Origin of the sequence: Microbispora catharanthi (assembly GCF_006334915.2) — a bacterium.
Taxonomy (GTDB): domain Bacteria; phylum Actinomycetota; class Actinomycetes; order Streptosporangiales; family Streptosporangiaceae; genus Microbispora; species Microbispora catharanthi.
On record NZ_VDMA02000016.1, the window covers coordinates 18,605 to 43,649 of the forward strand.

Here is a 25,045-nt window from a genome sequence, read left to right on the forward strand (position 1 = left end):
GCTCGTCCCCGGCTCATACTCGACCTGCGACGCGTTCCGGTCAGGCCGGGGACGAGCGGAGAGCCGCTCACATCGCTCGGGAGCAGACCGACAGCGGGAGGGCGAAGTGAAGGGCAGGCTGTGTTGAGAGATGTCGTGACGGCCGTGGGGCTCACCAAACGCTATCGAGGCAGCGAGAGACCGGCCGTGGACGACGTCTCCTTCGAGATCGCCGAGGGGGAGACCGTCGGACTCCTGGGCCCCAACGGCGCCGGCAAGACGACACTGATCAAGATGATCTGCGGGGTCACCACCCCCACCTCCGGTGAGATCCGGGTCTTCGACGCCGATCCGGTGCGCCAGCCCGTCCTCGCGAAGAGCGGCATCGGGGCGATGCACCAGACCGGTCCGTTCGACATGATGCTGCCGGCGCTCGACAACCTGCGGATCGCCGCCCGGTTCCGCGGGCTGCGGTGGCGCGACGTGCGGCCGTGGGCGTTGGAGGTGGCGGACTTCCTCGGCCTCACCGGTGCGATGCAGCGCCTGGTCTTCCAGATGTCGGGCGGCCAGCGGCAGCGGTTGCAACTGGTGCGGGCGTTGCTCACCATCCCGCAGCTGCTCATCCTCGACGAGCCCTCCGCGGGCCTGGACGTCGCGGGGCGGCGCCAGGTCGAGCGCTTCGTGACCTGGCTGCGCGAGGAGCACGGCGTGACCGTGCTGTGGACCAGCCACCACATCGACGAACTTGAGCGCAACAGCCAACGCGTCCTCGTCATCGACCGCGGGAAGGTGCTGCGCTTCGCTAAGCCGCGCGAACTCGTGGAGGAGTTCGGCAGCACCCACCTGCTGGTGACCGTCGAGGACCCCGGCTCTGGCGGTCTCGTGGCCACCTGGGCGGAGTCCGCGGGGCTGCGGGCCAAGGCCGAGGACGACGAGGTGCGCATCGACGACGCGAACGCGCGCGACGTGCTGCCGGAGCTGTCCCGATACTGCCAGGACCACGCGATCGCGATCACGGGAGTGTCGACCGCCGTGGACTCGCTTGAGGAGGTCTTCCTCCGGATGACCGGGAACGAGGGGTGATGATGGCCGCCGGGCTGCACTTCCACACCGCGCCCCCCGCCCGGACCGCGAGGGCGGCCGACCTGTCCGCGGTGCTCTACCGGGAGTACGCGCTGCTCGCCCGCAACCGGGTCTACCTCATCCTCGGCCTGACGCCGATGCTGGTGTACCTGCTGCTGGTGAACACCTCGCTGAGCAACCTCGTCAGGGTCGTCGACTACAAGGGCGTCAGCGTGGGGTTCGCGGTCTTCCTGCTCCCCATGACGCTGGCGATGTCGGTCGTCAGCGCGGCGGGCACGTCCGCGATGGCCGTGTTCCAGGAGGAGATGAGCGGGGTGGCCACGCAGTTGTGGTCGTACCCCATGCGCAGGTCGCGCTTCCTGCTCGGCAAGATGATCGCCGGAGTGTCGCTCGTGCTGGGGCAGACCCTGCTGGGCCTCGCCGTCGCGGCGATCATGTTCAACCTCCCGTTCGGCCCGGAGAACTGGTTAGGGCTGCTGACGGCGCTCACGCTGTCGGCCCTGGCCCTCAACGGGCTGTACCTGGCGGCCGCGATCACGATCACGGACTATCAGGCCTTCATGGTGCTGTCGAACGTGTCGATGCCCGTTCTCGTCTTCAGCGCCCCGTCGATGTACACCACCGAGAGCATGCCCACCGTGCTGCAGTGGATCTCCGTGGTCAACCCGCTGACGTACGCGATCAACGGCATGCGGGACGCCGCGATCTTCGGTTTCGGCGAGGCATGGGTGGACCTGCTCGTGCTGGCGGTCATGGCGGTCGTCGGCTACGCCGTGGGCGGCCGGGCCCTGCTCAACCGCGCCGGCAACATCTGAGCCAGGAACATCCGAGCCGGCACCATCTGAGCGCACCATCCGACCCCGCCGGCTCGATCCCGGCACCTCACCTCGACCAGGGCAAGGGGACGATGCGGACAGACACCTCCTCCCACTCATGGATCCTCTCCCTTTCCGACCAGTCGAAGGTCCGGTTGCCGGGAACGGACCGGGCCCGGGACCCTGCCGCCTCGCTGGAGATGGCCGGCCATGCCGGGCGCAGGGCCGGGATCACCCGGGTCGCGGACATCACGATGCTCGACACCCTCGGCATCCCGACGTTCCAGGCGATAAGGCCAACCGCCCGGACTCTCGCCGTCTCCCAGGGGAAGGGCGTCACCCCCGACCTGGCGAAGCTGTCGGCGATGATGGAGGCCATCGAGCTCTGGCACGCGGAGCAGCCCATGCGGCCGGTCACGACGGCCTCCCCCCGCGAGGTGGCCGGGACGCTGGGCTACGACGTCCACGCCCTCCCGCCGTGCACGCCGACCCTGCTGCACGACGGCCTGCCGGTGGACTGGGTCGCCGCCAAGTCGCTGGTCGACGGGTCGCAGGCCCTCGTGCCGAGGGACGTGGTGGAGTTCACCCTCGTGCGCAGGACGGGCTGGAACCCGCCGGCGTTCTTCTCCTCGACCAACGGCCTGGCCAGCGGGAACACGCAGGCGGAGGCCGTCCTGCACGCGTTGTACGAGGTGATCGAACGGGACGCGGTGACGGGCTTCGTGACCGGCGGCGACCGGGGCGTCCGGATCGACCCGCGCTCGCTCGGGTCGCCGGTCGTCGACGACCTGTGCGTGACCATGGAGCGGGCCGGGGTCCGCCTGGAAGCGAGGTCGCTGACCTCGCCCACCGGGCTGCCGTGCTTCGTCGCCCGGATCACCTGCGACGACTATCCTCCGCCGTTCCTGGGCTTCGGCTGCCACCTGAGCTCGGAGATCGCGCTCAGCCGCGCCCTCACCGAGGCCGCGCAGGCCAGGCTGGGCTACGTCTCGGGCGCACGTGACGACCTGCGGCCCGACATCCAGGACGACCTGGCCGCCAAGCGCCGGCCGGAGCCGGCGCAGGAGGCCGGAGCGTCGATATCGCCCATGCACGCGCACGAGAGCCTGGTCGACGACCTGGAGGACGTGGTGAAACGCGCCGCGGTCGCCTTCTCGTACGCGCCCCTCGTCGTCAACCTGACGAGGGAGGACACCGGAGTCCCGGTCGTCAGGGTGCTGGCGCCGGGGAGCCGCGTCTGCCCAGAGGTCTTTTGATGAGCAGGGTTTTCTGATGAGCCAGGGTTTTTTGATGAGCGAGGGTGTTCTGATGAGCTCGCCGAACGTGGTCGTCTACACCGGCCCGACGATCTCCCGTGACGAGGTCCTGAGCGTCATGCCACAGGCGCGGGTGCGGCCGCCCGTGGCCCGGGGCGACCTCCTCGCCGAGACCTGGAACCCGGACGACACCGCCGTCATCATCGACGGCTACTACCGCGAGCGGCTGTCGGTGGGCCACAAGGAGATCCTCTGGCTGCTCGACGAGGGCGTCCACGTCATCGGCGCGGCCAGCATGGGCGCGTTGCGCGCGGCGGAGCTGAGCCCGTACGGCATGAGCGGCGCAGGGACCGTGTTCGACATGTACGCGACCGGCCAGGTCGACGGGGACGACGAGGTCGCCGTGGTGCACGGACCGGCCGAGCGGGGATACCCGGCCGGGACGGTGGCGCTGGTCAACATCCGGTACGGCTGTCGCGAGGGCGCGCGGACGGGCCTGATCCCGGCGGCGGCAGGGGAGCGGATCGTGCGGGCCGCGAAGGCGCTGCCCTTCATGCGGCGGACCTGGCGCGAGCTGGAGGCGGCGGTCGACTCCGGCGACCGCGACCATCTCGGCACGCTGGAGCGGCTGATCGGCACGGGCGAGTGGGACGTCAAGCGGCTGGACGCGATGGCGGCGCTGCGGGCGGTCGGCGAGGGCCGCGGCGAGAGGTCCGCGGACTGGGCGGCCGACACGGCGCTGACGGGGATCACCCACTACGAGGCGCTCAAACGGCGGTCGAGGCGTGAGTACGCGCCCGGCAGGTGGATGACAGACCTCGACGTCGTGAACGCGGGGCGGCTGTTCGGCGACGACTACCCGCGCCTGCACGAGGAGGCGCTGACCGGCCTGCTGACGGACTTCGCCGCAGCTGAAGGCCTCGGCCTGGAGGCGTACGCCCGTGCCGGGCTCGGGGTCGCCGAGCCCGCCGCCCTGCCGCCCGTCCTCGCGTCGTGGCTCACGGAAACGGAGCTCGCCGCCCTGCCGGTCGCCGAGCAGCTCCGGCTGGTCATGGTGCGGGTCTGGCCGGTCTGGCAGTCGGAAGACTGGAGGCCGGTCGTCCTGGAACGGGTCAGGGAGTCGGGCCACTGGCACGAGTGGTCCGAGATCGTCGCCCGCGCCGACGAGGCGGCGGAGCGGACCCGGGGCAGGCTCGCCGTCCCGCCGCCGGAGATCTGCGCGAAGATCTTCCTGCGCCACTGGCGCCGCAAGGGGACCTCGGCGGAGGTGGAGTTGGCCCGGCGGGGCTTCACCGGCATGCAGGAGCTGGGAAACACCGTCAGGAGGTTCTTCGCCCTCGACGTCCAGAACGCGCGTGCCGCCGAGCGGCGAGCCGACGAGTGAGCGAAGCGGTGGGCCGAGGGACGAGGCCGCCCGCGTAGCGAACGAGGAGGGGAGCGCGACCATGAGCCGAGCGGCGAGCCGACGAGTGAGCGGAGCGGGTGTGGGTCGAGGGACGAGGCCGCTCGCGTAGCGAACGAGGAGGGGAGCGCGACCATGAGCACGGGAGCCGCTGACGCCGGCCGGGTGCGCCCCGGCGGACGGCCGTGTCCGGAACCGTCGGTGCGCCCCGCGAGGAGAGGGTCATGACCGCGACCACGCTCGAGCAGCCGTTCGACCCGGCGGCCGCACGGCATCGTCCGAACCCCCACCCGCTGTTCCACCGCATGCGCGAGCACGCGCCGGTCTACCGGTTCGTGAGCCCGGCGAGCGGCCGGGTGCTGTGGTACCTGACGCGGTACGCCGACGTGCAGCGTGCGCTGCTCGACCCGGACGTCGGGCGTCAGCTCGACCGGCTGCCCCCCGATCTCGCCGCGCCGCACCGCCGGGCGGAGAGCCGCGACCCGCTGGCCATGCTGCGGCGCAACGTGTTCCATCTCGACCCGCCCGACCACACCCGCATACGCCGGCTGATGGCGCCGGCCTTCGGCACCCGTACGGTGGCCGTGCTGGAGCGGCACGTCCACCGGGTCGCGGGCGAACTGGTGGACGGCATGGCGGCCGCCGGTGGCGGGGCCGACCTGATCCGGGACCTGGCGCTGCCGCTGCCGATCCTGGTCGTCGCCGAGCTGCTCGGCCTGCCCGTCGAGGACCGCGCCCGGCTGCGCGGGTGGAGCGACGAGATCGTGGGCAGCGGGGATCCGTTCCGGGTGCGCCGCGCCGGCATGGAGTTCATGGCGTACGCCAACGAGAGGATCGACGAGCGGCGGGCGCACCCGGGGGAGGACCTGCTGTCCCGGCTCGCCGAGGCGGAGCGGGCGGGTGGGATCAGCCGCGTCGAACTGATCTCCAGCGTGTTCCAGCTGCTGCTCGCCGGGGACGAGACGACGGTCAACCTGATCGGGAACGGCGTGCTGGAGCTGCTGCGGCACCCACACGAGCTGGAGCGGCTGCGCGCCCGCCCCGAGCTGATCGGGTCGATGGTCGAGGAGGCGCTGCGGTACAACGGCCCGGTCGGGCACTCCCGGCCGCTGTATGCCCTCGCCGACGTCGAGATCGGCGGGACCGTGATCCCCCGCGGGGACATCGTGGTGCCGGTGCTGCTGGCGGCCAACCGCGACCCGGCGGTCTTTCCCCGGCCGGACGTCTTCGACATCGGCCGCAGCCCGAACCGTCACCTGGGCTTCGGCCACGGCGTCCACTTCTGCCTCGGCGCGGCGCTGGCGCGGCTGCAGGCCGCGGCCGCGATCGGCGCGCTGGTGCGCCGCTTCCCCGAAATCGCCCTGGTGGTCGATCCCGCCGATCTCGAGTGGACGCCCGACCTGTTCCTGCACGGGGTGCGCCGCCTCCCCCTGCGGCTACGCGCTCGCCAGACACCTGTCAGACGCCGAAAGGAGCCGGCCCATGAGTGACCGAGCGCGAGGCCTCGCGGGGTACGCGAACCTGTCCCGAATGGCCTTCGGCTACGCGTCCTCGCAGATCCTCTACGCGGCCGTCCGGCTCGGCGTGCCGGATCTGCTGGCGCAGGGGGACGTACCGGTGACGCGGCTCGCCGAGGCGACCGAATCGGACCCGCACGCGCTGGGCCGGCTGCTGCGCGCGCTGGTGGTGCTGGGCGTGGCGGAGGAGGGGGAGCCCGGGTGGTTCGGGCTGACGGAGCAGGGGCAGCCGCTGCGCGCCGACCACCCGTGGTCGATGCGCTCCAGCCTCCTGCTGCTCGGCGACCCCGACACCTGGCGGGCGTGGGGGGCGCTGACCCACAGCGTCCGGACCGGTGAGGCGGCGTGGGAGCACGTGCACGGCAGGCCGCTTTTCGACCACCTCGCCCGCCACCCGGAGCTGTCGGCGGTGTTCAACAGGGCGATGCGCGAGGGCACAGAACAGATCGCGCCCGCGCTCCCCAGGGCGTACGACTTCAACGGCGCCCACACCCTGGTCGACGTCGGCGGCGGGAACGGCTCGCTGCTGGCCGCGGTGCTGGCCGCGACCCCCGGCATCAAGGGAATCCTGTTCGACACCGCCGAGGGGGTCGCGGGCGCCGCCGAGGAGCTCCGGCTGGCGGGGCTGTCCGACCGGTGCTCCATCGAGACCGGCGACTTCTTCGAGGCGGTGCCCGAGGGGGACGTCATGCTGGTGAAGGGCGTCCTGCACGACTGGGACGACCGGCGCTGCATCGCTCTTCTGCGCAGTTGCCGCAGGTCGATAGCGGCGGACGGCCGCCTGCTCGTGCTGGAGCCGGTCATGCCGTCCGGCCTCGGCACGCCGGAGGCGGCGGGGGCCGTCATGAGCGACATCGCCATGCTCGTCTACACCGGCGGCCGGGAACGCGGCATGACCGAGTTCCGGGACCTGTTCGCCGCGGCCGGCTTCGAGCTGGCCGAGGTCACGCCTCCGCTGGGGGGCTCGGCGATCCGGGCGCTCGTCGCGAAGCCGGCCTGAGCTCGGCCCCCGGATCGCGCTGTGAACCCGTGAGGCGGGCACGGGGCTTTCAGCGGGTGCGGAGCTCAGCGGGTGCAGGCTTTCAGCGGCGGAGTTCAGCGGCGGAGCTCAGCGGGTGCGGACTCAGCTGGTCGCGGCGGCGAACCGCGAGCGCCGCCACGCGGCCAGGACCGGGTACTGCCCGATCGCCTCCTCGCCGGTGAGAAGGGGCTCCGGCCGCCCGGTCAGCACCCGGGCGATCTCCGACCTGTCCGTCGCGGTGTCGCCGGAGATCAACGTCTGGACGCCGAAGAAGTCGGCGGCGAGCCGCGGGCTGCTCAGCTTCGCCTGGGCCAGGCGGGTGCGGATCTCGAGTTCGAACGCGTTGGGCTCCCGTCGCGGTGCACCGTCGAGGCCGGCCCGCTCTGTGACCCGCTCCCCGGCCCGCTCTGTGACCCGCTCCCCGGCCCGCTCTGTCACCCGCTCTCCGTCCTGCTCGATCGCCATCCGCCAGGACCGCTCCGCCTCCGCCGCGAGGGCGGCCTGGAGCCCGGCGAACAGGGACGGCCCGAGCCCGTGCCGTGCCAGCTCCTCGCGCAGCCTGAGCGCGCCGAGCGCGGCGACCGACATCCCGTGCGAGTGGACGGGATTCACCGCGACGGCCGCGTCGCCGACGACGGCGAAACCGGCGGGCAGGCGCGCCCGCTCGAAGAACCGCCTTCTGTTGACGGTGTCGCGGTACGGCCGGACGACGCCGAGGGGGGTGGCCTCCGCCATGAGGTCCGCCACGATCGGGTGGCGCAGCGAGCGCGCGAAGGCCGTGAAGCCCTGCTCGTCCGTCGGCGGCTCGCCGCCCCGGGTGCCGGTCAGCGTGACGATCCACCGGCGGTCCTCGACGGGGAACAACGTCGCCCCGCGAGCCGGCTGCCCCTTCGCCGTCCCCGGGTGCAGCATGATCGCCGGGATCGCGGCGGCCAGGTCGCCGGGCGCCTGGTAGAGGCGCGTCGCGTAGGCCAGCCCGGTGGCGACCGACACCTCCTCGACTTCCCCGGCACCGATCTGGGCGAGCCACCGGGGCGACTGCGACCGGCGTCCCGTCGCGTCGACGACGAGGTCCGCACGTACGGTCTCGGGCGGGGCGCCCTGCCGGCTGACCGAGACGCCGGTGATCCGGGCCTCGTCTCCGGTGAGCCCGAGCGCCCGCGTGTCCTCCCAGACCTCGACGTCGCCGCCGCCGAGCGCCCGCCGCCGCACCACCTGGTCCAGCAGTCCACGGGTGCAGGAGATCAGGTGGGCGTCGGTGTGGAGACGGTGGAACCAGCCGTCGGCGGAGTAGATGAGGGCGTCGCCGGGCAGGCCCCGCAGGTGGGCGCCGTTCGCGAGCAGGGCGTCGACCGTTCCGGGCAGCAACGCGTCCAGCGCCCGCGCGCCGCCGGCCACGAGCACGTGACTGTGGTGCGACTGGGGCAGCCCCCGCCGCGGGCGTGGACCGGACGGGTAGCGGTCGCCTTCGACCAGGACCACCTCGTCCGCGTGCCCGGCGAGCACGGCGGCGGCGAGCACGCCCGCGAGGCCACCGCCGAGGACGACCGCCCTGCTCATCGGGCCAGGCCAGGCGGACGCGCGACCGGCGGACACGGCGCCGGCGGATGCGCGGCCGGCGGACGCGTCACGACAGCGACTCTTCCTTGACCGCGGGCTCCTCGGCCGGGATCTCCTCGATGAGGCCCTGCTCGATCATCGCGCCGAGGAACTCCTCGACGTCGGCCACGATGCGCCTGCTCATCGCGGAGTTGCTGCCGGCGAACTCGCGGGACAGCTTGAACATGACCGGCTCCCGTTCGCCGTCGCTCGCAACCAGCCTCCATATCCGGGAGCCGGTGTCGTTCAGGCTGTGGAAGTCGCCCGTCTCGGTGTTGTAGAGCGAGACGCCCTCCCCGGTCTCCTGCCAGATCACGGCCTCACTGATCCGCAGTGACACATCGACCTCCTCTATACCGGCGTGATGGGAAGCAACTCGCCGACCCTGACGGTGCCGCGCGAGGGGAGAACATAGGTCTTCCAGTCGTCGAAGACGGGATGGACGTCGCCGTTGACGACCAGGCGGGGTGTCGTCATCTCGCGCTCGTCGGCGGCGAGCTCCGAGCGGCTGACACCGGCCTCCATCCACAGCTGCGTGGCGACGCCGTGCCGCAGGATCCGGCACTGGTGGCGGCTGTTGCGCCGCAGGTCCCCGGACTCCGCCATGTGCGCGGCCCGGCATCCGCCGCCGCAGGACGCCTTGATGTAGCACTTCGCGCAGTCGGCGTGGTAGTCGCCGCCGAGCACGGTGCTGGTGCGCATCCCGCGCAGGAGCGGCCCGGCGAAGATCTCCGACAGCGGCTGCCGCCGTACGTTGCCCGCGTGGTGCGACCGTCCGGTGACGAGCTTGCACGGATACACGTCGCCCAGCGAGTTGATGTAGATCTCGTTGCCGCCCATCCCGCAGTTGGCCTTCACCGAGCACGGCGTGATCGGCCGCGGGCCGTCGGGCAACAGCTTGCCTGCGGCCGGAGACGTCCAGGTGATCTGCTGGATCCGCATGTGGTCTTCCCAGCCGAAGTCGTACTCGTCGGTCTCGCCCCGGCCCAGGTCGTTGTGGTACATCAGCCGGATGCTGTGGACCTCGAGCCCCTCGGCGAACCTCGCGAAGTCCTCCAGCTCGTCCACGTTGTCGGAGGTGACGATGTGGTTGATCCGCGGCACCACACCGGCGTCGTTGAGCAGCCGCAGCGCGCGGTAGGTCCGGGCGAAGGAGCCGGCGCCGCGGGTGCGGTCGTGGGTCTCGGCCGTTCCGCCGTCGACGCTCACCGTGACCATGCCGAACAGCTCGGCGAAGCGCTTGGCCTGCGCGGGCGTCCTGATCATCGTGGCGTTGGTGACGATGTTCGACGTCAGTCCGCTGTCGTTGGCGTACTCCACGATGCGGAACAGGTCCTTGCGGAGCATGGGCTCGCCGCCGGTGAAGATCATGGTCTTCGCTCCGATGGCGGCGACCTGGGAGACCAGGCCGAGCGACTCGGCGGTGGTGAGCTCCCCGGGCAGGCACTTCTCCGAGGAGGCGTAGCAGTACGGGCAGCGGAGGTTGCAGCCGTCGGTGATCGCGTAATACACCTGGCGGAGCGCCGGCTCCTTGATGCTGAGCTTCGGACGGTTCCCGTTGTAGTAGACGATGCAGTTCAGGATGAGCTTGGCGAGGGTCCGCTCGGTCTCGCCGGTCTCGTCGGTCTCGCCGAGGGGGGCCGGCTCCCCGCCCGCCCGGGGACGGGCCAGGGCCGCCAGGACGGCGAACTCACGCGCGTCGAGGACGATCCGGCCGCCCACCTGCGGGTTGAGGACCAGATACTTCCCGTCGTGCACGAAGTAGGTCAGGTCTGCCGGTACGTCGATCAACGAGCGGTTCCGGGCGAGTTTCCCAGGCATCATTCCCCTTTACGCTCAGCCGCAGGTGCGGCCCCAGACTCTGTGGGTGACGCGCGGCCGGAGCCGCACCCGCGAAACCGTCCTGACTAGTCCGCCCCGGACCCGGAGCCCGACCAGGCTCCGCACAGGCACTTGCCCTCGACCGGCACGGTGTGGGCCTCGACCTCGGGCCGGGACCACTCGCCACCGGCGCCGGCGTGCGCCAGCACACCGGGCAGCGCGGCGGGGAGCTTGTCCTTGAGCGAGATGAGCAGGGCGACTTCCTCCCGGGTCAAGGTGGCGAACGCCTCCTCGACTTCGGCGGCCAGCGGGCTGTTCAGGATGCCGGCTTCACGCAGAGCTTCCCTCGGATCGAAGGCCATGCCTTCACCTCTCTGTCTGACGGGAATGCGGTGTATGTCGAGTATGTGCTGGTGAGAAGTGGGTGAGACAACCCCACAAACGTGGGCTAGCCGCGATGGGCGGCGAGGTCGTCAGGCCTCGGGGACGCCGTCCCCGAGCACCCGGGCCGGCACGGTGGTCCGGATCCTCGGCGCGGCCGCCGTGCCACGCGACGTGCTGGTCGGGCCGCACCAGCACCAGGGCGGCAGCGGCGCCTCATGGGCGGGCGGGGGAAGCCGCACGGTCACTCCCCGGCCTCCCCGGTCGCCGGTCGCCAGGCGCCTGCCATTGAGCGGCAGGCCTTCTCACCACGGCGTACCACCGGTCTGCCCTCAGCAGACATAGCGACAGGTCGCGGGGCTGCGGCGGATACAACTGCGCCATGAGTGTTTCACCGAGCACGAGTTACCGGGATCGGCTGAACGAGAAGCTGTTCCAGCAACGGACCCTGTTGCTGACCGGAGAGGTCGACGACGAGATGGCCGAGCGGGCGTGCGCCGAAATGGTGTTGCTGGCCTCGGCGGATCCCGAACGCGACATCATCCTGTACATCAATTCGCCGGGAGGGTCGGTGCTGGCCGGGCTGGCGATCTACGACACGATGAAGCTGGTGCCGAACGACGTGGTCACCGTCGCGCTGGGGATGGCGGCGAGCATGGGGCAGGTGCTGCTGGCGTCCGGCACCCACGGCAAGCGGATCAGCCTCGCGCACAGCCGGATCATGATGCACCAGCCGTCGGCGGGCATCGGCGGCACGGCGATCGACATCTCGATCCAGGCCGAGAACCTCAAGTACATGAAGCGGCAGTCCGAGGAGATCCTCGCCGCGGAGACGGGACGCACGATCGAGGAGATCTCCGCCGACAGCGACCGGGACCGCTGGTTCACCCCGGAGCAGGCCCGCGACTACGGGATGATCGACACGATCGTCGACTCCTTCCACAGCATCGCGCCGTACGCCGTTCCCAACCGGATGGGGTTCTCGTCATGAGCCAGTACACGATCCCGTACGTGGTCGAGAAGACCCCGGTGGGGGAGCGGTCGTTCGACATCTTCAGCCGGCTGCTCAACGAGCGCATCATCTTCCTCGGAACGGAGATCGACGACGGCGTCGCCAACGTCGTGATGGCACAGTTGCTGCACCTGGAGGCGGAGAGCCCTGACCAGGAGATCAACCTGTACATCAACTCCCCGGGCGGCTCGTCGACCGCGATGCTCGCCATCTACGACACCATGCAGTTCATCCGCGCGAAGGTCGCGACGTACTGCATGGGCCAGGCGGCCTCCGCCGCCGCGGTGCTGTTCGCCGCCGGCGCCCCCGGACGGCGGTTCATGCTCGGCCACTCCCGCGTGCTGCTGCACCAGCCGTCCACGCAGGGGCAGGGGACGATCTCCGACCTGACCCTGCAGGCGGCCGAGGTGATGCGTGTGCGCGCGCAGACCGAGGAGATCCTCAGCCGTCACACCGGGGTCGACGTCGCCAGGCTGCGCGAGGACACCGACAGGGACCGCGTCTTCAGCGCTCGCGAGGCCGTCGAGTACGGCCTCGCCGACGAGCTCATCATGACCCGCGAGTAGCGCTCACGCCGCCAGCAGCTGCACCCGTGGCGTACCGGCCGACCCAGGCGTCGCGATACGCCGCGACGCCGTGATCCGCCGGACGGCACGGGTGAGCAGGTGCTCGATCGGCAACCCGAGGGCGTCGCACACCGAACGCAGCATCTCCGACGACGGCTCCTTGCGGCCGCGCTCGACCTCCGACAGATACTGCTTCGACATGCCCACCGCACGCGCCACGTCGTCGAGCGTGCGGTCCTGGTCCAGCCGCTCGTCGCGGAGGATCTCCCCGTACACCCTGCGTAGCAACGGGTCCGGGCCGTCGGGAATGGCCGGGCCGCGCTCCTTGCCGGCCCGGCGCGTCCGGATGTCGATGACCACTGATCGGCCCGAGGCTGCCATGTCTGGCAGTCTGGCACGCCCCGACCCTGAGCGGACCGCGTGTTCGCGGACAGGTGAGCGGGCCGACCGGACGGGGGTGGAGAGGGCGCAGGCGAGACCACGAGGGGTCGAGTGCCCCGAGGTGCGGTGACGCACGTCAGGGCCCGCCGAGCCCCCGGGTGATCGAGCGTGCCGCCGTCCGTACGGCAGGCCCGAGCAGCCGCGGTTCGGCGTGCTCCTCCGGCAGGACCACGGACAACGCCGCCGCGATCCGGCCCCGGCGGCGAAGACGGGCGCCGCCACGGTGACCAGCGGCTCGGGAGCGTGGCGACGGACCGTGGCCAGCCCCTCCCGCCGCACCTCGGCCGGCGTCCGCCGCAACTCGGCGGGGGACCGCGCTCCGCTCCGGCTCGTGCACGAGCGGCCGGGCGAGGATCTCCTCCTGGAATCCGGGTTCGGCGAAGGCCGGCAGGACCAGCCCCACGCCCGTGGAGTGCAGCGGAAGCCGTCCGCCGACGCGGTAGAGCACCGGCATCGCCTGGTGCGCGGAGAGCCTCTCGACCAGCACCGCATCGTCGCTCTCGCGTACGGCGAGCAGCACGTGCTGGCGGGTGACCTCGGCGAGGTCGCCCATGTAGGGCATCGCCACCTGCCGAAGCCCTTGGCCTCGCGGCGCGAGCGAGGCCACCTCCCACAGGCGCAGTCCGATCGAGAAGCGGCCGTCGTCTCCCCGTTCGAGCGCGCCCCACGCGGTCAGCCGTGAGGCCAGGCGCAGCGCCGAACTCGCCGGAATCCCGCTGCGCCTGCTCAGCTCGGCGAGCGTCAGATGGCAGTGCCGGGTGTCGAAGGCGGCCAGGAGCGACAGCGCCCGATCGACCACCGGATCGCCGTGCGGCGGCCGGCTGCCCCTGACCCGGTGCGCGGGCGCCCCCGGGCCGTTCATGGGGAAGTCTCCGCGCTCGTCTTGCCTGCTGGCACTGGATCCCGGCGTCAGGGGGTGAGCCGGTGACCGCCCAGTGAGATCGGCGACTCGGGCATGGGAGCGAAGAAGTCGAAGTTGGGCGGCGGGCCGACCCTCCGCTCCAGCGTCTTCACGACGTGCCTGGCGTCGTCGTTGGGGCCCGCGAGGTAGAAGGGCCTGCCGTCCTTGCCGAAGGTGATGGCCGCCTTCTCCTCCCACGTGCCGAGGTGTCCGGCCGCCCCGGCGAAGTCCGCCGCCGGTTCGAAGCCGAGGTCACGGGCGTAGTCGACCGCGCCGAAGACGAGGTGCCGCACCAGGTCGAGCGGCGCCTCCCGCGAGCCGTACGGGTAGATCCTGAACCACTTGGGGAGGAAGCGATGCAGCTCCACCTCGCTCATCACGTCGGGGCCGAGGGCGTGCTTGACGCCAAGGCAGTAGACGTCGACGAGGTAGGCGCAGACCGACAGCTTGTCCCAGCCGTGCTTGCGCGCCACCACCACGCTCACCGTGCCCGCGGTCTCCTGACCGTCCGGGACGTCGTCCGCCCAGCCGCTCGTGTCCGGGACGCCCAGTCCCTCGCCCCAGCCGGCGTTGATCCAGCAACCCGCGAGTTCGGGTTCGGCGGCCTGCCCGCCCGTCTGCTCGGCCACCGCCCTGACGTACGGTGCGACCGCCGCCGGCGCCATGCCCAGGGCGCGGGCGATCTGCTTGGGAGAGTGGCCCTGTCCGCGGAGCTCGCGGACCTTCTCCAAGATCGAGCTGTCCATAGGGTCCGAAGCCTACCGGTCATGCAAGGCGGGCCAGGGGCTGCCGCATAACCGGCACCATAGGGTGCGAGGCAGCGGGCACTGGAGGAAAATGGACGAGCGGCGGTTGGTGCGGGTCTCGAAGTACCTGGCCAAGCATCTTCGGCACCAGCCCGAGCGCATCGGCATCGAACTCGACGCGCACGGCTGGGTGGACATCGACGCCCTGCTGACGGCGGCGGCCTCGCACGGGTTTCCGATCTCGCGTGGCGAACTGGAGCAGGTGGTCGCCGACAACGACAAGCGGCGATACGTGATCGAGGGCGATCGGATCCGGGCCAGCCAGGGGCACTCGGTGCCCGTCGACCTCGACCTGCCGGTGGTCGAGCCGCCCCCGATCCTCTATCACGGCACGGTCGCCCGGAACGCTGCGGCGATTCGCGCGGAGGGGCTGCGGCCGATGGCACGTCATCACGTCCACCTGTCGCCCGACCGGGAGACCGCGACCCGCGTCGGCGCGCGCAGGGGGAAGCCGGTCGTGCTCGTGGTGGACGCGGCGGCGATGCACGCCGCCGGGCGTCACTTCCGGGTGAGCGCCAACGGCGTCTGGCTGGTGGACCACGTCCCGCCGTACTTCATCCGATGGGGAAGCGACCGATAGACGGCTTCCCTGGGCTGAGGCCGCTACGGCGGCCCATTTTCAGTGGCGATCCGCGCATATCCGGCCTATATCTTTCCTACGTGGAGGATCTGATCATTTCCCGGCGCCTGCGTGTTCCCGTCGACGATGCGGGGGACGACACGCCCGGTTGGGGTGGGGTGGCTGCGCGGCAGCTCGACGCGGCGCTGCTCAGCGTCGGCTTCACCTGCTCGCCGGCGCTGCTCGACCGCCTGACCCGGCTGCCCGGCGAGCAGGTGATCGACCTTGGCGTACGCGTCCTGGCCGCGGTCCGCCGCCTGGTCGGCGACCACGTCGAACACAACGCCTACTTCATCGACTTCCCGAAGAACGTCCCGGACACCGTTGAGTTCTGGGCGGGGCTGCTGCGCGAGGCCATGCTCGACCCGGTCGCCGCCGCCCGGCTCCAGCCGGGCATCCTCAACCTGCTCGACCTGCCGCGATACGGCAGCTATCAGCACACCTACGCCGACCTGCTGGCCGCGCACGCCGAGCTGATCCCCCTGGCCAAGGACCGGGTGACCGTGCTGGAGCTGGGCGGAAGCCTGCGGGACGAAGCACGAGAGCTCTACCTCTCGCTGGCCGGATCCGAGGTTCCGCTCGCCGCCGAGGACCTGGCCGCTCTGCGCGCGCTGGCCGCGTTCTGCGCCGACTTCTGGGCCGACTTCCGCGCCGACGACAAGCCCGAGCACGTCCCGGTACGCGAGAACCGGGCCGTCGTCAACGAGGCGCGGCTGGCCGCCGGGCAGCCGCTGCTCGTCGACACCGTGACAGACGTGCTCCGGCTGGCCGCGCTCTGCTCCGGCGGCGACGTCACTCTGGCCACCCCCACCCGCCTGCGCTCCTTCCGCCGCGCCGAACGCCGCATCCTGCTGGCCGCCCTGGACGCCGTCCCGGCCGCCAAACACGGGGACGTGCTACGTCACAGAGAGCAGTGGAAGCGGCTCGGCGAGCGGCTGCACCCCCACGAGCATCCGCGGTTTCCGCGGGCCGCCCAGGTCTTCGACGTGGCCAGGGGTGTGCGCAAGGCGGCGAGCTTCGGCAGCCGGGTCGAGGCCGCGCTGGCCGCGGGCCGTACCGAAGAGGCCGTCCCGCTGCTGGAGCACACGCCCGGCGCACTGCTGCGCCGCCTCGACCATCTGCTGCGTGCGGGTGGCGGCTCCGCCGTGCTGGAGGCGGCGGAGAGGGCCGCCGCCCGCGCCTCCGGCCGCGTGCTGCTGTCCCTGCGCGAGCACCTGCAGAACCGGCTCACTCCCGCGAACCGGGTCTTCACCAATCGGTTCGGCAGGGCGTGGGCGACACCCGACACCCGTGCCCCGCTCGACGAGGACGCCCTCAACCGGGTGCTCACCATCCTGGACGAGGAGATCAGCCGCCGCCTGCCCGACCCCGGCGAGTTGATCGTCGACCCCGCCGTACTCGACGTGGCGCTGCCCCTGTCGGGCAAGGCGGTCGCGCCCGGGCTCGGGATGCTGCCCCGCGGCTCGCTGTCGCCCGTGGAGGGTGAGCTGCTCCGATTCTTCGTGCACTGGCGACAGGCCGAGCGGCGCACCGACTACGACCTGTCCGCGCTCATGCTCGACCCCACCTATGACAACCCGACCAACATTTCGTGGACGTCCTACGCCAACGAATTCGCGACCTACTCGGGCGACCTCACCGAGGCTCCCGACGGCGCCTCGGAGTTCATCGACGTCAGTCTGTCCCGCGCCACCAAGCCGATCATCATTCCTCAGGTCAACATCTACGCCGGGGAGCGGTTCGACGAGGCCGCCGAGGCCTTCTTCGGCTATATGACGAGGGACGCCGCCCAGGAGGGCAGGCCGTTCGAGCCGCGCACCGTGCGGATGAAGTCCGACCTGCGCGGATCCGGCCGCATCGCGCTCCCACTCGTCTTTCTGCGCGGGGACGACGATGCCTGGCGGGTGAAGTGGTTGCACCTTTACCTGTCGGGCCATCCGGCGTTCAACCAGGTGGAGGGCAACCGGGTCACCGCGTCGCTGCTCGTACGCTCGATCGTGGAGCGGGACTACCTCCGGGTCGGTTACCTGGCCGACCTGCTACGGGCCAAGCCCTCCACGGGCGGGCACGTCACGTACATCGGGCTTGAGGCACCCGCGGACCTCTCGGAAGGGGCGCGTATCTACACACCGGCCACGCTGCACGAGCTGATCCCGGCCTGATATCTTGCTGACCGCAAGGCCATGGGAGAGCTTCCTTCTCACCTCTTTTGGAACCGGTCTGCCCGTACGGGCGCCGGTCTGGATCTAGCTCTCCCGCTTTCCTTGCGCCCGGCGGGTGAGGCCATTCCGAGGCTTCCTTCTAACCTGGTTCAATTCCAGGTGGGCCTGTAAAGGCCTGCTGGTACATCTAGCGTCCGAGCCCTCCTCACCCGCCCGGCCGGCGAACCGCTCCACAGCAGGTCTTCGCCCCCCGTTCCGCCGATCGCTGCAGCAGACAACCGAGCGACCCGCTCCCGCCTCGGGAGCCAAAGAAGACCGCCCCGAGAAGACCACGAGGGCGGGTAGAACTTAGGGTAACGGATTAATTACTTTAAGCAACATTCAGGTTGCCGTCCGTCTCGGCACAGATACGGTCACGCAGTGGCACTAGCCGAACACGAAGCCCTCGTCCGTCTGTTCTGCGAACGACCCGACCTCGCTGCCGACCTGCTCACGCGCTCCCTCAGAGTCCAACTGCCCGACTACGACTACGCGGGCCTCGAATCGGCCGATCTCACCGAGGTCACACCCACCGAACGTCGCGCCGACTCGGTCATAGCCTTCCGTCGTAAGAGCCCCGACGACGAGCCCGAACCCGTCCTGGCTGTGATCGTGGAAGTCCAGCGCGACCGTGATTCGGACAAGCTCTGGTCTTGGCCGCTGTACCTCAGCAGTCTGCGCAGCCGGTTGAGATGTCCTGTCATGCTCCTGGTCGTCGCGCCCGATGCGGCGATCGCCCGTTGGTGCGCCCGCCCCATCGGGCTGGGGCACCCCGGTATGGTGCTGACCCCGCTCGTTGTCGGACCAGCCGAGGTTCCGGTGATCACCGACCCCGGCCAGGTGGCAGAGGATCTCGAACTCGCCGTACTGTCGGTGATCCATCATGCCGACACGCCGCAGGGTCCGGAGATCCTCGAAGCCCTGCTCACCGCGTTGCACAATCTCGACCGCGATCAGGCGGGTATGTACGCTGACATGGTGCGTGCGGCGCTGCCTGGCGAGATCTGGGATCACTTGGAGAAGCACTTGAAGACCGAGACCTACGAGTACCTGAGTGACTGGGCCCGCGACAACATCGCCAAAGGCAAGGCGGAAGGCAAGGCGGAGGGGCAGGCCGAGGCAATCCTGACGGTTCTGTCGGCCCGAGGCATCGAGGTGCCTGAGGACATTTCCGAAAAGATCCGGAAGTGTCATGACCTCGACAGGCTGGCTGCCTGGCTGCGAGCAGCCGCCACGGTCGACTCTTCTGACGCGCTGCTCGACGACGTTTCCTGACGCCGTCCGGGTGACATGGCCCCCGCTGTGCCGGGCGCCCAGGGGAGATCGCATGACCTCTGATCACGACGGCGGCGATGGCGACAGCTCGTGTCGACCTGCCGGCGCTGCCGGAGTCCGCCGGGCAGAGGGCTTCGTGGTGGACGGTGGGTCTTGAAGAAGAACGGCTCGCCGTGGTCGATCGCGCGGAACTCCCGTCCGCTTGAGGGCCGCCAGAAGTTCACCTCGCGAGGCCCGGACGCTCCGCTTACCTGCGAGCGCTGACCTCAGCCGTGCCCCGGAGGACGAGCTCTGATGCCCGGCCGCCTGATCGCCCGGCGCGAACGGTGGCGATCAGGCGACCGGTGACTCGGCCTACGCGTGTCAGCGGGGGACGATCGGCAGCGTGATGTACGAGTCGGGGAAGACCTTCTGGTGCTGGACGACCAGGTCCGCCTCGGTCGCCCCGACCCGGCCGGTGCCGGGGTTGCGGTCGAAACGGGGGAAGTTGGAGCTGGAGATCTCCACCCGGATGCGGTGACCGGCCTTGAAGACCTGACTGGTGGCGACCAGGTCGATGGCGAAGGTCCCGGAGGGCTCGAAAACGCGGACGATGCCGTCGATCACGCTCATCGCCCGGCCGTCGGGATACACGTCCACGAGCTTGGCCGTCCAGTCCGTCGAGGCGGCCGAGGTCTCCGCATGCAGGGTCACCGACACCGGGCCCGTCACCTCGACATCGCTGGTGAGCACGTCGGTCGAGTAGCAGAGCACGTCGGGGCGCCGCTCCACGTCGCGCTGGTCCTGCGGCCCGACGTTGGTGGGGTCGGGCAGCAGGGTCGGGCCGCCGACGGTCGGGACCGGGTCGCGCGGGTCGAAGGCGAAGGTCGCCGGCTCGGACGCCGAGGAAGGCTCGGGAGAGAGCAGGCCGCCGGTGTGCAGGTAGTAGGGGGTCTCGACGGCGCGCTCCAGCGGCCAGGCCTCCTCGTCCCGCCAGACGTCGTCGCCCATCACGAAAAGCTTCACCGCGGGGCCGGTGTCCTCGCCCTTCAGGAACGCGAGCTCCCGCTGCTCGAGCTGGATCGCCTGCGCGGAGGCGGCGCTCCCGAAGAACAGCCGCCCGGTGCCCGTGGCGCCCGGTGCGAGGTGGGACCAGGGCCCGATGACCAGAGGGCCGCCAAGTCGGCGGTGGTTTTCCAGCGTCCCGCCGAGGAACAGGTCGAACCAGCCCGCCACGTGCATGACCGGCACCTCGACGCGGTCGTGGCGCAGGGTCTCGGCCAGTTCCTCCCAGTAGGCGTCGCGTTCCACGTGAGAGGTCCAGTCGCGCCACCAGGGGATGCCCGGGATGTCGCCCACCGGCAGGGTGCGCGCCGCGGCGTCCTGGTCACCCAGCATGGGCAGAACGGCGGCGAGCCCCGCGCCGGCGTCCTCGCCCGCCTCGGCGGCGTGCAGCAGGCCGAGCATCGTCTGGAAGGCGCCCCAGTTGAGGGCCGACCCCAGCGCGAACGCGCCGCCGTGATACTTCAGGCCGTCGTGGAAGTCGTGCGGCGTCATCGAGGCGACCACGGCCTTCAGCCCGGGCGGGCGCGTCGCCGCCGCCTGCAGCGCGCACCCGGCGAGGTAGGACATGCCGCTCATCACGACCTCGCCGTTCGACCAGGGCTGGGAGGTGATCCAGGTGATCGTGTCGTGCCCGTCTGCGCCCTCGTCCACCCACGGCCGGAACTCGCCGTCGCTGCTCCCGCGCCCCCGGCAGTGCTGCAGCACCACGGCGAAGCCGGCCCGCAGCGCGGGCGTCACCGGCGCCATCCGGAACGAGTCCTCGCCGTACGGCGTGCGCATGAGCAGCGCCGGGAACGGACCGCCGTCGACCGGCCGGTGGACGGTGCCCCGCAGAGTGGTGCCGTCCCGCATCGGCATCGGGACGTCGTGCTCGACGGCGACCGGAAGCGGGGGGCGGTCGAGCTTCGGCATGAGGACTCCTCAGGTCAGGGCGTAGGCGTCGTAGCGTACGGCGGTGGCCACGCGGGCGGCCGAGGCCACGGCGAGGGTGCGGTTGAGCCACAGATATCGATCGTCGCCGGTCTCGAAGCGGCAGAACAGCCGGAAGTAGTACTCCGACGGGTCCACGTCCTCGCCCCGCGCGAGGCGGCCGAGCACCTCGGGGGAGCCGTGCCGGACTCCGCTGGTGGTGATGTAGACGTGCGCGCCGTCGTGGGTGCGCAGCGTGTAGCGCGTGTCGATACTGATCATGCCGTCGGCGTGCACGACCTGCCAGTCGGCGCCGCCGGGCAGCACGGTGCCCGACAGGCGGGGACCGTCGAACGTGCCGCCCACGATGTTGACCACACGGCGGTGGCCCCACTGCGAGTCGCCGAGGTCGAGCACGGGGTCGAGATCCACGCGGAACGTCGCGAGCGGTTCCAGGTTCACGAGGCGGCACTCCGATCGACGCTCCAGGAGGGACGTTCGCTGAGCGAGGCGGGGTCGAACCCGGCCGTGCGCTTGTAGGAGGCGGCGATCTCCGCCCGCTCCGCGTGGGGGACGACCTGCTCGATGTCGTCGAACCCGCCGGGGGCGCGTTCGTGGGCGAGCTTCATCACGACCTCCGGGCCCATCTCGCGGTTGGACAGTTGCAGCGCCGTCGTGGCCGGGCGGCGCATCTCCTCGTACGACGCCAGGTCGCCCCGGGCGAGGGCGTACGCCAGCACCCGGGCATCGATGATCGCCTGGGAGGCGCCGTTGGAGCCGATCGGATACATGGCGTGCGCCGCGTCGCCGAGCAGCGTGACGTCGCCGAAGGTCCAGCGGGGGAGCGGGTCGCGGTCCACCATCGGGTACTCGTACGCGGTCTCGGCTCCGGCGATGATCCCCGGCACGTCGAGCCAGTCGAAGCGCCAGCCGGCGAAGTGCCTGCCGATCTCGGCCAGGTCGGCGGGGCGGTTCCAGTTCCCCCGGTCGGGGGCCTCGCCATCCAGGGGCCGCTCCGCGATCCAGTTGATCAGCGTGCGCTCGCCGGTCTCGATCGGGTAGGCCACGAACTTCTGTGTGCCGTCGCCCGCCATGATCATGGATCGACCGGTCAGGAACGGCTCGCCGTAGGTGACGCCGCGCCACAGGACCAGGCCGTTCCACGGCGGCGGGCCCTCGCCGGGGTACAGATGGGCGCGCACGGCCGAGTGGATCCCGTCCGCGCCGACCAGCAGGTCCTCCGTGCCGGGGCCGGTGATCCGGCTGCCGGTCCGCACGGCGTCCGGGCCCAGCCGCTCCACCACCGCCTTGAGCAGGAGCATCTGCAGCCTCCCGCGGTGGACGGAGTACTGCGGCCAGGCGTAGCCCGCGGCCAGTCCCCGGGGCTCGGACCAGATCGGCGTGCCGTAGCGGTTGAAGTAGGCCAGCTCGGCCGTGGCCACGCCGATCTCCGCCAGCCGGTCGGCCAGTCCCAGCTCGGTCAGCTCCCGCACGGCATGCGGGAGGAGGTTGATCCCGACGCCGAGCGGCCCGATCTCGGGGGCGGCCTCGTGCACGGTCACGTCCTCGAACCCGGCCGCGTGCAGGCTGAGCGCGGCGGTCAGCCCGCCGATGCCCGCTCCGGCGATGACGATGCGCACAGGCGCCTCCGGAAGAACGAAGTTGTTATGGCCGTAACAATATTCAGGACACCCCTGCGGCTACGCAAGACTTGAGCGGTGAACAGCGAGCCCGACACCCGGCCGGACCTCGGCGTGGACATGCCGCCGGACCTGCGCTACGCGGCCTACGCGCGCGAGCGCCTGGCGACCATGTCGCCTCCGGCCGACGCCGAGGCGTTCGCGCTGGCCCACCACCTGCTCCAGCTCGCCTACCTGCTGGTCACCGACCTGGAGACCCGGATCCACCGCCCGCGCGGTCTGACGCTGCCCGGATTCCGGCTGATGTTCAAGCTCTGGCTGCTCGGCCCCACCCAGCCCGTACGGCTCGCCGAGATCTCGGCCATGTCGCGGTCCGCGGTGACCAACGCCGTCAACACCCTCGAACGCGGCGGTCTGGTCGAACGCCGGCCGGTGCCGGAGGACGGCCGCGCGGTGGTCGTCGCGCTGACCGCGGCGGGCGAGGCGGCCGTGCGTGAGGCCTTCGCCGAGCAGACCCGCAGGGAACGGGAGTGGTTCGCCTGCCTCGGTCCCGCCGAGCGCGAGCAGATGACGGCCCTGCTGGCCCGGATCCTCCACAGCCGGCCGGCGGATCTTCCATAGGACGAACCGGGGCAGTCGCCCAGAAGCTACGCGTACAGTTCTCGCAGGCGTCCCCGGGGGCGGGACGCGCCCGCTTCACCGTGAGGACCGCACCAGTGGCCGTTTCCGAGCAGTTCCCGCCGTTCGCGGCGCCGGACGCCGACGCCGCAGCCGAGGACGAGCCCGGCGGCGCGGAGCCGGACCCGTTCTCCGGCGACACGCACTGGTACGACCTGCCGGACGACGACGCCGCGCCGGAGGAGGGCGATCCCCTTCCATGGGGAAGGCGCCTGTGGCGCGCGCTGGGGCGGCGCTGAAGCGCCTCCCGCTTTGGCGGCTACGCCACCGCCCACGTGCCCGAGCCGTTCGACGCCCGCCACCACTGGTCAGGATCTTCGCGATCGATCTGGTCCACGAGCTTGTCCGCGCTGGGCGCGCTTGAGGAGGTGGAGCGTAGTCGCCGTTGAGGCTGTCGTGCTGTCGGATCGCCGACGACCGGCGTCCCGGGAGATTTTTCAGAAGAAGTCTCGGGAGGCGGTGTCGGATCGGGGCGGTGGTGTTCGTAGCAGGGGTGAGACCGCCCGCAAGGGGCGGCGCCAAGGCAGAGGAACCGCGATCATGAAGCTGACGACCATGACTCAGGTCACCATCGATGGAGTGATGCAGGGAAACGGCGGTGCGTCGGATGAGGACCGCAGGAACGGATTCGAGCGCGGCGGATGGGCCCGGGGGAAGGGCGACGACGAGACCAGGACGTTCATCACGCAGACCTACCAGCGCGCCGAGGCGTTCCTGTTCGGCCGGCGCACCTACGAACTGTTCGCCGGCTCCTGGGGATCAATCGACCAGACACATCCCATCGGCGTGGCCTTGAACGAGGCCCCCAAGTACGTTGCCTCGACCACGCTCACCGCGCCGCGTTGGAAGGACACGACCGTTCTCCGCGGTGACCTCGCGGCGGCCATCAGTGAGCTGAAGGCCAAGCCCCGGGGTGAGCTGCAGGTGCACGGCAGTGGCGCCCTGACCCGGTGGCTGCTGGAGAACGGTCTGGTCGACGAGATGACTCTGATCGTGATCCCGGTGATCCTCGGCCAGGGCGCGAGACTGTTCCCGGAAACCGGCCCGGATCTCGCGCTCGACCTGGTCGAGTCGCGCGTCGACTCGAAGGGCGTGACGATCCAGGTCTACCGGCCGGCCGGGCGTCCGCGGTATGCAACGGCCTGAAGTCCCTGACCACCGAATCACGCTGTCTTGACACCACAGGAGATGATCTCCAGATGCGATACCTGGTTTCCGTGATCGATGACAAGAGCAATCCCGGCGGCACGGACAGACGGCCTGCCATCAGCGCGTTCAACGAACGACTGATCGCCGAGGGCTACTGGGTTTTCGCGGGCGGACTCGCGGACACCGACGCGGCCACGGTCATCGACAACCGGGGCGAGCAGGCGGTGTTCAGCGACGGGCCTTACGTGGAGTCGAAGGAGTACCTCGCCGGCGTCTGGGTGTGGGAGGCCCCCGATCTGGATGTGGCGCTCAAGCTGGCAGCCGAGGCGTCGAAGGTCTGCGATCGGAAGATCGAGGTGCGGCCGTTCCTGTGAACAGGATCGACGTCCGCGAGGCGATCACCACGTCGCAGATCTCGCGGACCGGCGCGGCCGACAGGTGCAGGCCGTCGCGCGCCCGCCCTGACCGTCCACAGCGACCGGCGCGTCACCGCCTGTGTGAAGGCATCGTCAGCTGGGCTGCCACAGTTCGATTCGATTGCCCTCAGGATCGGTGACCCAGCCGAACCGGCCCACACCCTCCATGTCCTGAGTCTCCCCGGCCACGTCCGCTCCCTTGGCGCGCAACTGCGCGAGCATCGCATCGAGGTCGCGGACGCGGAAATTGAGCATCGTCTGCTGGGCGCGGGAGCCGAAATACTCGGTCTCGGACTCGAAAGCCGCGAACACCGTCACCCCGGCTTCCTGACGCCACATGCCGTTCTCATCGGCGTCCAGGCCCAGGCAATCGCGATACCAGGCACTCAGGGCCACCGGGTCGGCGGCCCGCATGAAGTATCCGCCGATTCCAAGCACACGCTCCATGCGGCCATCCTGCCAGGACCATGATCGCCGCTTCACACCCCGTCATAATCGCTGGGAACTCGTTATC

General features: G+C 70.8%; 27 protein-coding genes. 15 read left to right on the top strand and 12 right to left on the bottom strand.

Annotation, left to right across the window (positions count from 1 at the left end; genetic code table 11):
• Nucleotides 1–144: 144 nt before the first annotated feature.
• The 6 genes from FH610_RS27120 to FH610_RS27145 all read left to right on the top strand — a co-directional run bounded on the left by FH610_RS27120 (nt 145) and on the right by FH610_RS27145 (nt 7,052).
• A complete protein-coding gene (locus FH610_RS27120; protein ID WP_205826097.1) occupies nt 145–1,062 on the top strand; it encodes an ABC transporter ATP-binding protein in 918 nt (305 codons plus the stop codon).
• Complete coding sequence (locus tag FH610_RS27125; RefSeq protein ID WP_139577716.1) at nt 1,062–1,877, top strand: ABC transporter permease; 816 nt, start codon at nt 1,062–1,064, stop codon at nt 1,875–1,877. Before FH610_RS27120 ends, FH610_RS27125 begins: the two co-directional genes overlap by 1 nt.
• A 92-nt stretch (nt 1,878–1,969) precedes the next feature.
• Nucleotides 1,970–3,133 carry a YcaO-like family protein gene (locus FH610_RS27130; protein ID WP_161628088.1) on the top strand — a complete coding sequence of 388 codons (1,164 nt, stop codon included), beginning with the start codon at nt 1,970–1,972 and terminating at the stop codon, nt 3,131–3,133.
• Nucleotides 3,134–3,167: 34 nt separating this feature from the next.
• The gene (locus tag FH610_RS27135) at nt 3,168–4,517 is read left to right on the top strand and encodes a TfuA-like protein (protein WP_161628089.1); all 1,350 of its coding nucleotides are present in this window, start codon (nt 3,168–3,170) and stop codon (nt 4,515–4,517) included.
• A gap of 242 nt (nt 4,518–4,759) precedes the next feature.
• A complete protein-coding gene (locus FH610_RS27140) occupies nt 4,760–6,025 on the top strand; it encodes a cytochrome P450 (RefSeq protein WP_139577721.1) in 1,266 nt (421 codons plus the stop codon).
• Nucleotides 6,018–7,052, top strand: a complete 1,035-nt coding sequence (locus tag FH610_RS27145) for a methyltransferase (protein ID WP_139577722.1) — start codon at nt 6,018–6,020, stop codon at nt 7,050–7,052. The genes FH610_RS27140 and FH610_RS27145 overlap by 8 nt, the downstream gene beginning before the upstream one ends.
• Nucleotides 7,053–7,175: 123 nt before the next feature.
• Here FH610_RS27145 and FH610_RS27150 read toward each other — a convergent pair whose 3' ends face one another.
• The 5 genes from FH610_RS27150 to FH610_RS42970 form a co-directional block, all read right to left on the bottom strand.
• Entirely contained in the window at nt 7,176–8,633 is a 1,458-nt protein-coding gene (locus FH610_RS27150) for an NAD(P)/FAD-dependent oxidoreductase (RefSeq protein ID WP_139577723.1), read from the bottom strand.
• A 67-nt stretch (nt 8,634–8,700) separates the two neighbouring features.
• The gene (locus tag FH610_RS42965; protein ID WP_161628090.1) at nt 8,701–9,012 is read right to left on the bottom strand and encodes a PqqD family protein; all 312 of its coding nucleotides are present in this window, start codon (nt 9,010–9,012) and stop codon (nt 8,701–8,703) included.
• Nucleotides 9,013–9,023: 11 nt separating this feature from the next.
• Nucleotides 9,024–10,496 carry a StsB family radical SAM/SPASM domain sactipeptide maturase gene (stsB, locus tag FH610_RS27160; protein WP_338104587.1) on the bottom strand — a complete coding sequence of 491 codons (1,473 nt, stop codon included), beginning with the start codon at nt 10,494–10,496 and terminating at the stop codon, nt 9,024–9,026.
• Nucleotides 10,497–10,579: 83 nt separating this feature from the next.
• Entirely contained in the window at nt 10,580–10,855 is a 276-nt protein-coding gene (locus FH610_RS27165; RefSeq protein ID WP_139577725.1) for a StsA-related sactipeptide RiPP, read from the bottom strand.
• A gap of 111 nt (nt 10,856–10,966) precedes the next feature.
• Complete coding sequence (locus FH610_RS42970) at nt 10,967–11,116, bottom strand: hypothetical protein (protein ID WP_161628091.1); 150 nt, start codon at nt 11,114–11,116, stop codon at nt 10,967–10,969.
• A 140-nt stretch (nt 11,117–11,256) separates the two neighbouring features.
• Between FH610_RS42970 and FH610_RS27170 the strand changes: the two genes are divergently transcribed.
• Together FH610_RS27170 and FH610_RS27175 are read left to right on the top strand one after the other, a co-directional pair.
• Nucleotides 11,257–11,865, top strand: coding sequence for a ClpP family protease (locus FH610_RS27170; RefSeq protein WP_139577726.1), 609 nt, complete (start codon nt 11,257–11,259; stop codon nt 11,863–11,865).
• Nucleotides 11,862–12,452 (top strand): ClpP family protease, encoded by a 591-nt coding sequence (locus FH610_RS27175; protein WP_139577727.1) that lies wholly within the window; start codon nt 11,862–11,864, stop codon nt 12,450–12,452. The genes FH610_RS27170 and FH610_RS27175 overlap by 4 nt, the downstream gene beginning before the upstream one ends.
• A 3-nt stretch (nt 12,453–12,455) precedes the next feature.
• Here the strand turns inward: FH610_RS27175 and FH610_RS27180 are convergent, their stop codons facing one another.
• From FH610_RS27180 to FH610_RS27190, 3 genes are all read right to left on the bottom strand, one after another.
• Nucleotides 12,456–12,833, bottom strand: coding sequence for a helix-turn-helix domain-containing protein (locus FH610_RS27180; RefSeq protein ID WP_139577728.1), 378 nt, complete (start codon nt 12,831–12,833; stop codon nt 12,456–12,458).
• A gap of 136 nt (nt 12,834–12,969) precedes the next feature.
• Nucleotides 12,970–13,755 (bottom strand): IclR family transcriptional regulator, encoded by a 786-nt coding sequence (locus FH610_RS27185; RefSeq protein ID WP_205826099.1) that lies wholly within the window; start codon nt 13,753–13,755, stop codon nt 12,970–12,972.
• Between the two features lie 47 nt (nt 13,756–13,802).
• Nucleotides 13,803–14,540, bottom strand: a complete 738-nt coding sequence (locus tag FH610_RS27190; protein ID WP_139577729.1) for a helix-turn-helix domain-containing protein — start codon at nt 14,538–14,540, stop codon at nt 13,803–13,805.
• 91 nt (nt 14,541–14,631) lie between these two features.
• Between FH610_RS27190 and FH610_RS27195 the strand changes: the two genes are divergently transcribed.
• The 3 genes from FH610_RS27195 (at nt 14,632) to FH610_RS27205 (ending at nt 18,695) form a co-directional block, all read left to right on the top strand.
• Nucleotides 14,632–15,180 (top strand): RNA 2'-phosphotransferase, encoded by a 549-nt coding sequence (locus FH610_RS27195; RefSeq protein ID WP_139577730.1) that lies wholly within the window; start codon nt 14,632–14,634, stop codon nt 15,178–15,180.
• Nucleotides 15,181–15,260: 80 nt separating this feature from the next.
• Nucleotides 15,261–17,381 (top strand): TerD family protein, encoded by a 2,121-nt coding sequence (locus FH610_RS27200; protein ID WP_139577731.1) that lies wholly within the window; start codon nt 15,261–15,263, stop codon nt 17,379–17,381.
• 420 nt (nt 17,382–17,801) lie between these two features.
• On the top strand, nt 17,802–18,695 hold the full coding sequence (locus FH610_RS27205) for a hypothetical protein (RefSeq protein ID WP_139577732.1): 894 nt from the start codon (nt 17,802–17,804) through the stop codon (nt 18,693–18,695).
• Nucleotides 18,696–19,058: 363 nt separating this feature from the next.
• Here the strand turns inward: FH610_RS27205 and FH610_RS27210 are convergent, their stop codons facing one another.
• Genes FH610_RS27210 through FH610_RS27220 form a run of 3 tightly spaced genes read right to left on the bottom strand, consistent with a single transcriptional unit; the run spans nt 19,059 to nt 22,288 of the window.
• On the bottom strand, nt 19,059–20,651 hold the full coding sequence (locus FH610_RS27210; protein ID WP_139577733.1) for a CocE/NonD family hydrolase: 1,593 nt from the start codon (nt 20,649–20,651) through the stop codon (nt 19,059–19,061).
• 9 nt (nt 20,652–20,660) lie between these two features.
• Entirely contained in the window at nt 20,661–21,110 is a 450-nt protein-coding gene (locus tag FH610_RS27215; protein ID WP_139577734.1) for a DUF3237 domain-containing protein, read from the bottom strand.
• Complete coding sequence (locus FH610_RS27220; RefSeq protein ID WP_139577735.1) at nt 21,107–22,288, bottom strand: flavin-dependent oxidoreductase; 1,182 nt, start codon at nt 22,286–22,288, stop codon at nt 21,107–21,109. The genes FH610_RS27215 and FH610_RS27220 overlap by 4 nt, the downstream gene beginning before the upstream one ends.
• A 78-nt stretch (nt 22,289–22,366) precedes the next feature.
• Here FH610_RS27220 and FH610_RS27225 point away from each other — a divergent pair, with 78 nt between their 5' ends.
• The 4 genes from FH610_RS27225 to FH610_RS27240 all read left to right on the top strand — a co-directional run bounded on the left by FH610_RS27225 (nt 22,367) and on the right by FH610_RS27240 (nt 24,489).
• Nucleotides 22,367–22,909 carry a MarR family winged helix-turn-helix transcriptional regulator gene (locus FH610_RS27225; protein ID WP_240809216.1) on the top strand — a complete coding sequence of 181 codons (543 nt, stop codon included), beginning with the start codon at nt 22,367–22,369 and terminating at the stop codon, nt 22,907–22,909.
• 95 nt (nt 22,910–23,004) lie between these two features.
• On the top strand, nt 23,005–23,205 hold the full coding sequence (locus FH610_RS27230; RefSeq protein WP_139577736.1) for a hypothetical protein: 201 nt from the start codon (nt 23,005–23,007) through the stop codon (nt 23,203–23,205).
• A 301-nt stretch (nt 23,206–23,506) separates the two neighbouring features.
• Nucleotides 23,507–24,112 carry a dihydrofolate reductase family protein gene (locus tag FH610_RS27235; protein ID WP_139577737.1) on the top strand — a complete coding sequence of 202 codons (606 nt, stop codon included), beginning with the start codon at nt 23,507–23,509 and terminating at the stop codon, nt 24,110–24,112.
• 53 nt (nt 24,113–24,165) lie between these two features.
• Entirely contained in the window at nt 24,166–24,489 is a 324-nt protein-coding gene (locus tag FH610_RS27240) for a YciI family protein (protein WP_139577738.1), read from the top strand.
• 135 nt (nt 24,490–24,624) lie between these two features.
• Here the strand turns inward: FH610_RS27240 and FH610_RS27245 are convergent, their stop codons facing one another.
• Nucleotides 24,625–24,969, bottom strand: a complete 345-nt coding sequence (locus FH610_RS27245) for a VOC family protein (RefSeq protein WP_205826100.1) — start codon at nt 24,967–24,969, stop codon at nt 24,625–24,627.
• Between the last annotated feature and the right edge of the window lie 76 nt (nt 24,970–25,045).

Coding starts and splice junctions, on each gene's coding strand:
- FH610_RS27135 (WP_161628089.1), top strand. CDS start 3,168: ATGAGCGAGGGTGTTCTGATGAGCTCGCCGAACGTGGTCGTCTACACC.
- FH610_RS27165 (WP_139577725.1), bottom strand. CDS start 10,855: ATGGCCTTCGATCCGAGGGAAGCTCTGCGTGAAGCCGGCATCCTGAAC.
- FH610_RS27195 (WP_139577730.1), top strand. CDS start 14,632: ATGGACGAGCGGCGGTTGGTGCGGGTCTCGAAGTACCTGGCCAAGCAT.
- FH610_RS27130 (WP_161628088.1), top strand. CDS start 1,970: ATGCGGACAGACACCTCCTCCCACTCATGGATCCTCTCCCTTTCCGAC.
- FH610_RS27185 (WP_205826099.1), bottom strand. CDS start 13,755: ATGAACGGCCCGGGGGCGCCCGCGCACCGGGTCAGGGGCAGCCGGCCG.
- FH610_RS27125 (WP_139577716.1), top strand. CDS start 1,062: ATGATGGCCGCCGGGCTGCACTTCCACACCGCGCCCCCCGCCCGGACC.
- FH610_RS27170 (WP_139577726.1), top strand. CDS start 11,257: ATGAGTGTTTCACCGAGCACGAGTTACCGGGATCGGCTGAACGAGAAG.
- stsB (WP_338104587.1), bottom strand. CDS start 10,496: ATGATGCCTGGGAAACTCGCCCGGAACCGCTCGTTGATCGACGTACCG.
- FH610_RS27150 (WP_139577723.1), bottom strand. CDS start 8,633: ATGAGCAGGGCGGTCGTCCTCGGCGGTGGCCTCGCGGGCGTGCTCGCC.
- FH610_RS27140 (WP_139577721.1), top strand. CDS start 4,760: ATGACCGCGACCACGCTCGAGCAGCCGTTCGACCCGGCGGCCGCACGG.
- FH610_RS27210 (WP_139577733.1), bottom strand. CDS start 20,651: ATGCCGAAGCTCGACCGCCCCCCGCTTCCGGTCGCCGTCGAGCACGAC.
- FH610_RS27145 (WP_139577722.1), top strand. CDS start 6,018: ATGAGTGACCGAGCGCGAGGCCTCGCGGGGTACGCGAACCTGTCCCGA.
- FH610_RS27240 (WP_139577738.1), top strand. CDS start 24,166: ATGCGATACCTGGTTTCCGTGATCGATGACAAGAGCAATCCCGGCGGC.
- FH610_RS27175 (WP_139577727.1), top strand. CDS start 11,862: ATGAGCCAGTACACGATCCCGTACGTGGTCGAGAAGACCCCGGTGGGG.
- FH610_RS27235 (WP_139577737.1), top strand. CDS start 23,507: ATGAAGCTGACGACCATGACTCAGGTCACCATCGATGGAGTGATGCAG.
- FH610_RS27190 (WP_139577729.1), bottom strand. CDS start 14,540: ATGGACAGCTCGATCTTGGAGAAGGTCCGCGAGCTCCGCGGACAGGGC.
- FH610_RS27180 (WP_139577728.1), bottom strand. CDS start 12,833: ATGGCAGCCTCGGGCCGATCAGTGGTCATCGACATCCGGACGCGCCGG.